Below are 7741 nucleotides of genomic sequence, written 5' to 3' on the forward strand. Positions count from 1 at the left end.
TTGTTTCATTCAATTGATTATGAGGGTCTTGAATAATTGAACCTTGCTCGCTGACAGTATGCCCAAGCCCAATTATATTAGGCGCTCTTCGTTTTAAAAAATCATAGATTGCACCTGTTGCTGGCTGACTATTATCCGTTTGTTCATAAGTAGTAACAACCTGATCAATAGATTCAGAAATAGGTTTCTGCCTGACATAAGTATCAGGAATGAGTGTGATTTTTTTATCCGGCTCAAAAGATGTTTTTAAAACAATCAGCCCTTTTTTAAAATCACACTCATCCAGTAGCATATTGACTTTGACATTATCAGCACCTAATAGATGCCAATAATTTGCTTCTATTCCTTTAAACTCCTGGTCAATATCAAACTGATATTGATAACAGATATTTCTGGAGCGTTCTGAATCCTTATAAGCAGGTTTATCGGTACGAACACAACAAGCCAGACATTCTTGATCATCTAATAACTCGTCATGATCCATACCAAGACGATCAAATAATCGCCAAAAATACGGCTTGTCTTCACGCCGATGAAACTCCAGAACCCAGGCTAAATTTTCGCTTAAATCCGCCTGTTTTGGATCTATTTTTCGTTCTTGTTCACTGCGCAGTAACAATCGGTCTCTAAGTTGAATTCTTTCGGTGACTTCCTCCGGCAATTCTTCTTCAACAGGAGTCTTACCCAGATATTGAATATCATTTTCAGATTGTCGCTCTCTTAACCAGCTCACCAATTCCTGTGTAGAGTGACAATCATCAATATTATAATCCCGAATATCATTAAGCAGGCTTGACGATTGCCAGTCGTCACCATCGGGAGCAACACGCCAAGCATCATAAACCACGACTGACTCACTCCCACCCGATACCTCGGTATCACGTTGTTGACGGTACAAATGCTCTATATTTTTAATCGAGTATTTAGGCTCACCAATATAAAGGGAATTTCTCACGATAGAATAACAGTCAACAAACACTTCATTTCTCAATAACTGATCGACTTCCTGTTCGCACACACCATAGCGCCCCATTAGTTTACGGCATGCGGTAATCTCATAGTGACCATAATGATAAATATGCATATCAGGATCACTTTCCCAGCGAGCATAAGCCCATTGGATAAAGTGAATAAAAGCGGTTTTCTCCTGAGCCTGGTCATGTGCCCAAAAGTCTTTAAATTGTCTGCTTTTAGGAGTATGAGCATCAAAGTAGCTACTCCCCCATAAATACTCTAAACCACCCTCAACCAATGGAAAACCTTCTATATCAAAGAAAATATCATTGTCAGAGTGAGGGGGTAAAATTGAAAAGCCAATATATTCATGAGGAGAATTAGGAATCAAATCAAAAAGTGGCACAGCTAAACCACGACTTTTTATTTGCATGCTGGCCTGCTTCTTTAAACGTGAAAATGTTTCATCCTGAATACGAGGAATGGTGGATAAAGTACATTGCATTAAGTCATTGCAAGTTTTTATCCCCTTTTGTTCCAACTTTTTTATTTGAGCTCGTGTGATATTAGCAACCAACGACAAGTGATCTCGTTCTTCTAATAAATGATGAGCATAATCAGACCATTGACCATATTCACGAGAATTAGCGGGATCTTCCATCTGATTCAAATCAAAATCTTGATGGAATTTTAAGAATTGATATTGAATATTTTGATAATAATAGTAATAGTCGTCTGTTTTTAAACGAGCCGTTTTACCATTACCTAAAATAACAACAATATTTTTCGGTCTGATCCCCTGAATCTGCTCTAATAATTGAGCATAACAGCACAGTTGAACGATAAAATAAGGCTTTACATGAGTCGCTAACTTGGCATCCCAGACTTCATAAGAATAATCACCTAATTGGCTGGGAATTGAGACCTTTTTTAAATAATCAGCATGACCTTTAAAGAGATACGCTTTAGCATTAAGAAGGTTATTATGTTTAGATTCTAATGTTGCCTGAAAAATAACATCATAGCCCTGCTGCATAGCATCTAATGTTGCTGATACCGGGTCAGACTCATCCTGTTCCCTGATATCAATAACACTCAGATTTTTATCTTTTTTTAGCTTATTGAGATACTGAGTTTCATGTTCATAGCCTTTATTTGCCAATAAAGCCATGAAGGGATCAGACTCATCAGGCGTAATAGAAAAATTTGAATCTTCAATATTTGCTCGATCCATCCAGGAAGCAAAAGGGCTGTTTAGGAAAACAGTTAAGTCTGATGGTGAGAAGATCATTGCATTATTTGTTATATACATATTTACTCATATTGATCGATCATTAATTTCAATTTAATTACGCAACACGATCTTTTAAAAGTGAATTAGCACTAAACAAAGATTGAAATTGCTCAGGCAGTAAAAGTTCATCATTCTTCAAATCAAATGGCACAACCCACAGACTCAGGTTTTCTTCAAATGAAAACTCTGCTAATGGCTCCTTAAATTTTTTATGCATTGGATAAATCAGGAACAAATTCCCTTGTCCTGATAGATATTTTTGACCATAAGCATAAAGTTGATAAAAGTCACTTTGACTCAATTCATATTTACTTCTTGAGTCACTGAGTGAATCATTTAATAACTTCCATTTTGTATCTAAAATAGATTCAATATGGCCTGAATTATAAATTGCAAAGTCGGGTCTTAACTGAAACCAATTATTGCCTTTATGTTGTGTCAAATAATGGCTTGAAACTTGTTCGGCTATTGTATAGGGACGAGTTAATTTTTCTGCTAATATTTTTCCTACATAAGCTTCAAAGAGCTTTTCCATTGGGAATAACAAGGATAGTCCTTGCCATTTATTATTCATAAACCATGGGGTTTGCGTCATTAAAATCAGTTCGACCCACGGTTTAAGTGGCTTATAATAAATCATATCTCGTTGCTGACTCCAGCGAGATAAATCCACCCTGTGCTGGCAACTGGGTTCAATGTCAATAAATGAAAATTGCAGTTCTCTGGCTAATTTTTGATTATTGGGATTTTGGCTCCATTTTAAGACTTGCTCTAAAGCCGAACGAATTAATCTGTTTTCTGGTCTGTCAGGAGAAAACCGGTCATATTCAATGCAAAACCGATGTTGTTTTGAAACAGGTTGGCGAATTTGCTGAGCAACTCGCAAGCGACCTTTCATAAAATTTTGTTGTTCCTGAACTCGAATATAATCTGAACGAATACCTTTATGTACCAGATTTGCAACCAGTTTTAAAAACCGCCCAATTAAGACTTCAATAAGTGGACTGTTTTGTATATCTAACGAAGCATCTGTCGTCTCTATTGCAGGAAGTTCATGAACCTTCTGCAGCATTTTAAATAATAGCTTTATAGAATCATTTCTATCCTCTTTGCCCTCTGATATTTTAGGTAATATCTCGATGCATGTGCCATCAGGCGTCTGCAACAGGCCAACATAATTTCTGACTTGCAAGGATTCTTTGCCATCACGTGAAATGAGTCTTAGAAATTCAGCATTATTATCTTCCTGGCGTTCAAGGGCAATTTTTTTTAGCCATTGATAACAAACTACAGGCAGTTTGCCCCCATGCTCAACAGAAGAAAATATCTCATATTCTTTTAAAACAATACAAGTCGCCACTTAGCTATCCCTCATAAATTGCAATATAAGCATCAGGCTTAGATAAAGCTTCATCATTGCGTGAATACAAGCTGTTTATCATATTATTGTTATAATCATTTCCTAATAGCTGAGTTATTTCTGCCTCATCAATTTCTGGTCTGATAATCTGCAACTCATCTGATTTAGATGTGTCTCCCAGTACCTGACGAATTTTTTCCCAATCTTCAAAAAAATATTCTTCCAATAGTGGTAATATGTTTTGGTTAAAAATAGTTTTTAAATCATCAATGTTTGACTGGTTAGTGAGCGACATAAAAAAGCTATGTCCTATTGTATGTTCACGATCATACAATAAAGCAATTCGTTTATTGATTACTGTTAACAGCTCTTTAATATTTACGCCCTGAACTGTTATTTCATCAATCAGGCTTGGATCAGGAAGCATTTCTATAAATTGAAAACGTCTGCGAAGTGCTGTATCAATTAAAGCCAGAGAACGATCTGCTGTATTCATCGTGCCGATAATATATAGATTATCAGGCACACTAAATGGTTCTTTTGAATATGGTAAATTAACAGAAAGAGCCTCACCTGCACCTGCTCGTTTGGATGATTCAATTAAGGTAATTAATTCACCAAATATATTAGCCGTGTTGCCACGGTTAATTTCATCAATAATTAGAACACAAGGTTTATCTTTATCTTCTTGTGCTTTATCACAAATTTTTTTAAATATGCCTGGCTCAATATAATAGCTTAGCTTCCCATTATCTGTTTTTGCCCGCAATCCTTCAACAAAATCTTCATAACTAAAACTCTGATGAAAGGTTACAAAATCGATACGACCTGTATCCATATATTCATCAAATTTTTTCTTTAAATCCTGGCGACTTTGCTCTTCTTCAGGTTCAGGTTCAATAATATTCATTGCAGCATTAATTGTATTATATGTTTTGCCAGTACCTGGAGGGCCATAGAAGATACTATTTAGAGGTAAATTTTTTTTCATAGTTTTTCTCGTTGTTTGCCACTGTTTATCTCGATAACCCATTATTTTTCCATTTATGTCAATTCTGTAAAACACTCATTACATAACTTTTCTCGTACATTATCATTTAATTGTTTGTTTTCATTAAGTGCTTGCCAAAGATCAAAAATTTCATCCGGTGTTGGTTCTTTTCCACGCTTTTTTTTGAGTTCTTCTGCAAGCATTATTAACTCATCACAAGAGGGGAACTCATCATCACTTATTTCTAAAACTTCCTTGTTTTCTAAATTTACATGAATTTCAACTCCCTTTTCATTCAGTAGTTGAATAATCCAATAAAAATTTGCCATAAATGGTTTTCTTGTGCCCGAAGCACCATCTTTTGCACCAGGATAACTAACGTTTGGATCGGAAGATTTATTAGAAAAACTTTTTAACATTTCTGATTTTTCTCCAATAAAACTTGAAATAACAACCCTACCTGATTCATAAGCTCTTTTTCTAGAAATATTGTTGGGCTCAAGAGTTCCATTTTTAAGATGAGAGGCATCCAAAAAAACATCACCTTTATGTAACTCAAACTTTTCTAACAAAAGAGATATGAAAATATAATAATTATCAAGCCATTGCTCAGTTTCAGTATGTCCATTAACATTTTTATAAAGCTTGTCTGCTTCATCTTTTCCCTTAATAAATGCATTAACAACACGATTTCCCCTAGGTTGCTTACTTTTACCTCCCGTATCTTTTTGATATTTTTCAATTTCTGCTGGAATTTTAAAATTCTTTATTATTTTATTTTTCATCTTATTTCTCTTAATATTCAATAATTATTTCTTCTCAATCTTACCTTTTTTACGCCCGTACTTATCTTTAATCGTCCCATCCGCCTCAATATAATCACCACGGCGACCTCGCTTATCAATAAAATACGTCTTATCACCTTGTGTATCCATATAGCCTGTGACTCTGCCACGATTATCTTTAATAACCGCATCATAAGAAAAGACACTATAACTAAGCACTGTGATAGAAAGTGCTAAAAAATTTAATAATTTTTTCATACCATCATCCTTTTATATAGCCCTTAGATTTTCAAAATGATATTTCTTAATAATCGCCATATTAACATGCTCTTTGAACTCAAGTTTATGATACAAGCTTGCACCAATTTGTTGAATGATGCGCTCATAATTTGAGTAATTGTGACGAATATGATTTAACGCTAATCTCAATAAGAAATTATTTGAATAAGTTGAAATCACTTGAGCATCAGGATTGGCTTCATAGTAATATTCGAGTGCTTTTTCAATGGGATTATCAATGACTTTGATTTTTATCCGTTTCAACAATTTAAGGTAAGCGTCATTTTCTTTATTTTTTAAATTAATAAAATCATGAGCTCTATTTGCCTTCTTTTTTCTCCAGTGCCTCATCGTATTTGCCTCAATTTTGTCGAATTTCGGTACTTATTTAATAACTTTAGGCCATATTACACAATACACCCGTCAATAAATGACGCTTTATTGATAATTCTTTACCATGCCAGTAATTAAATCGATTATTTTGTCTTTTAATGCTTCTGGCTCCAGCACAATAATCTGCTCATTCATCCCCAGAATCCATGCCGTTAAACTGGCTGTTTCGCGAAGAGTGGCGGTTAAAATGATATGACCATCACCCGCTTCCTCAATGGTTTGCTCTTTAGTCAAGGGGGTTTCTTCAATATCCTGACGTACAGATGCATCAATCCATGCTTTAAATTCAATCAGCTCACAACTTCCCGGAAAGCCGAGATTTTCATCAATGTAGTGATCTAAATTAAATCCTTCTGGAATAAGCACTGACTGAATTTGCACTTTAGCTTTTTTGATACGATTCAATATAAAGCGTTTTATTTGCCCATCTTCACAAATAATGAGCTCTGATGTGATCCCCCGATAAATCAGTGCCAAAGGGTGAATTCTACGCTGACTCAGCTCATCATCATCACGGGACAGATAATCAATTTGTAGCATTTTTTCTTCATAAAGCGCTTCATAAACGGCATCATGGACTGACTCAGAAACCACAGCTTGGATCTGAGCTAACGCCTTGGACACTACACGAATTTTATTCACCCAGCGACGATCTTTTTCTTTACCCTTGCCAGATAATACCTTTTTTGCCTGTCTGAACTTAGGCTGAAGATGTTTAAGACTTTTATGAGGTAATAATGGTTCCAGATATTGTTGGCTCAATTTAAAGCTTAAGGCAGAATTTCGCCCCATACCCGGAATATCATATGATTCAAGACCAGCCCACCACCATTGAAAAGGTCTTACACTATTATCACAACCAATAGCAAATTCAGTGGACAATTGAGCTAAATCTCGTTCAATAGTTCTATTTCGAATATTCTCGAAGCCCTTCCCAGATAAACGACGGATTATCTCAGGTATGGTAATCACACCATCCTCTTTACGTTTCAGCATTTCAAGGATATACAAGCGTCGTTTGAAATTATCAGCCATTCTAGTCCCTTATTTTTTCAGCCCACATTAAAAATACATGCTTCCTATTCCCACAGTTTTTTTAATCTCATAACGGTCAAGCAGATAATGACTATTCAATTAGGCAAGTATGAAATATCTTTAATCTTGGTGCAAGGTTCCCGCAAGCTCAAGCAGCGTATAGTAAAACCCATAGCAAGACAAACTTAATATTTTAACCCATACGAGGATATAGCCATGAAAACCTTAGCTACTTTATTATTCGCTGCCACTGCCGCCCTTTCTTTCAATGCCAATGCGGATGCCGTTCACGGCGATCCTGCCATAGGTGATGTGTTTCCAGTGCAAAATGTCACCCTACAAACACAAGCGCTCAACACTGTTGCTGATACCGGTGAGGAAGTTTGGAGTGTTGCCTATGAAGAATACGTCAACCCTGCAGATTTTAATCTCAATCGCTCAAGCACCACTACCCTTGCCAGCGCTTTACAAGCATTGGATAACAACCCACCTGCTGCCGGTAGCCAAGCTCAAAGTGTATTCACCTGGGACGAAACTGCGGATGAATACCAGTTGCAATAAAATTGGTAAACAATTAGCTAGTGTCCACCCGTTTATTCTAAAATTATTTGATAATTTTGACCGTAGGGTGGGCACGCTTTTTGTGCCCA

Annotated in this window: 8 protein-coding genes; 1 reads left to right on the forward strand and 7 read right to left on the reverse strand. The window is 36.0% G+C overall.

Features of this window, described 5'->3' with window-relative positions:
- From JEU79_RS25630 to JEU79_RS25660, 7 genes are all read right to left on the reverse strand, one after another.
- A partial coding sequence (locus tag JEU79_RS25630) for a TM0106 family RecB-like putative nuclease (RefSeq protein ID WP_198266735.1) occupies positions 1-2266 on the reverse strand: 2266 nt, incomplete at its 3' end.
- A 37-nt stretch (positions 2267-2303) separates the two neighbouring features.
- The gene (locus JEU79_RS25635; RefSeq protein ID WP_198266736.1) at positions 2304-3608 is read right to left on the reverse strand and encodes an McrC family protein; all 1305 of its coding nucleotides are present in this window, start codon (positions 3606-3608) and stop codon (positions 2304-2306) included.
- 4 nt (positions 3609-3612) lie between these two features.
- A complete protein-coding gene (locus tag JEU79_RS25640) occupies positions 3613-4641 on the reverse strand; it encodes an McrB family protein (protein WP_198266737.1) in 1029 nt (342 codons plus the stop codon).
- Between the two features lie 11 nt (positions 4642-4652).
- On the reverse strand, positions 4653-5384 hold the full coding sequence (locus JEU79_RS25645; protein ID WP_198266738.1) for a hypothetical protein: 732 nt from the start codon (positions 5382-5384) through the stop codon (positions 4653-4655).
- A 24-nt stretch (positions 5385-5408) separates the two neighbouring features.
- Positions 5409-5642 (reverse strand): hypothetical protein, encoded by a 234-nt coding sequence (locus JEU79_RS25650; RefSeq protein ID WP_198266739.1) that lies wholly within the window; start codon positions 5640-5642, stop codon positions 5409-5411.
- A 12-nt stretch (positions 5643-5654) separates the two neighbouring features.
- Complete coding sequence (locus JEU79_RS25655) at positions 5655-6014, reverse strand: hypothetical protein (RefSeq protein WP_198266740.1); 360 nt, start codon at positions 6012-6014, stop codon at positions 5655-5657.
- A gap of 87 nt (positions 6015-6101) precedes the next feature.
- Positions 6102-7091 (reverse strand): helix-turn-helix transcriptional regulator, encoded by a 990-nt coding sequence (locus JEU79_RS25660; RefSeq protein WP_198263914.1) that lies wholly within the window; start codon positions 7089-7091, stop codon positions 6102-6104.
- A gap of 216 nt (positions 7092-7307) precedes the next feature.
- Here JEU79_RS25660 and JEU79_RS25665 point away from each other — a divergent pair, with 216 nt between their 5' ends.
- Positions 7308-7652, forward strand: a complete 345-nt coding sequence (locus JEU79_RS25665) for a hypothetical protein (protein ID WP_198263913.1) — start codon at positions 7308-7310, stop codon at positions 7650-7652.
- The last annotated feature ends 89 nt before the right edge of the window (positions 7653-7741 follow it).

It is taken from the genome of sulfur-oxidizing endosymbiont of Gigantopelta aegis (assembly GCF_016097415.1).
Classification (GTDB): Bacteria; Pseudomonadota; Gammaproteobacteria; order GRL18; family GRL18; genus GRL18.

Coding starts and splice junctions, on each gene's coding strand:
- JEU79_RS25640 (WP_198266737.1), bottom strand. CDS start 4,641: ATGGGTTATCGAGATAAACAGTGGCAAACAACGAGAAAAACTATGAAA.
- JEU79_RS25645 (WP_198266738.1), bottom strand. CDS start 5,384: ATGAAAAATAAAATAATAAAGAATTTTAAAATTCCAGCAGAAATTGAA.
- JEU79_RS25650 (WP_198266739.1), bottom strand. CDS start 5,642: ATGAAAAAATTATTAAATTTTTTAGCACTTTCTATCACAGTGCTTAGT.
- JEU79_RS25655 (WP_198266740.1), bottom strand. CDS start 6,014: ATGAGGCACTGGAGAAAAAAGAAGGCAAATAGAGCTCATGATTTTATT.
- JEU79_RS25660 (WP_198263914.1), bottom strand. CDS start 7,091: ATGGCTGATAATTTCAAACGACGCTTGTATATCCTTGAAATGCTGAAA.
- JEU79_RS25665 (WP_198263913.1), top strand. CDS start 7,308: ATGAAAACCTTAGCTACTTTATTATTCGCTGCCACTGCCGCCCTTTCT.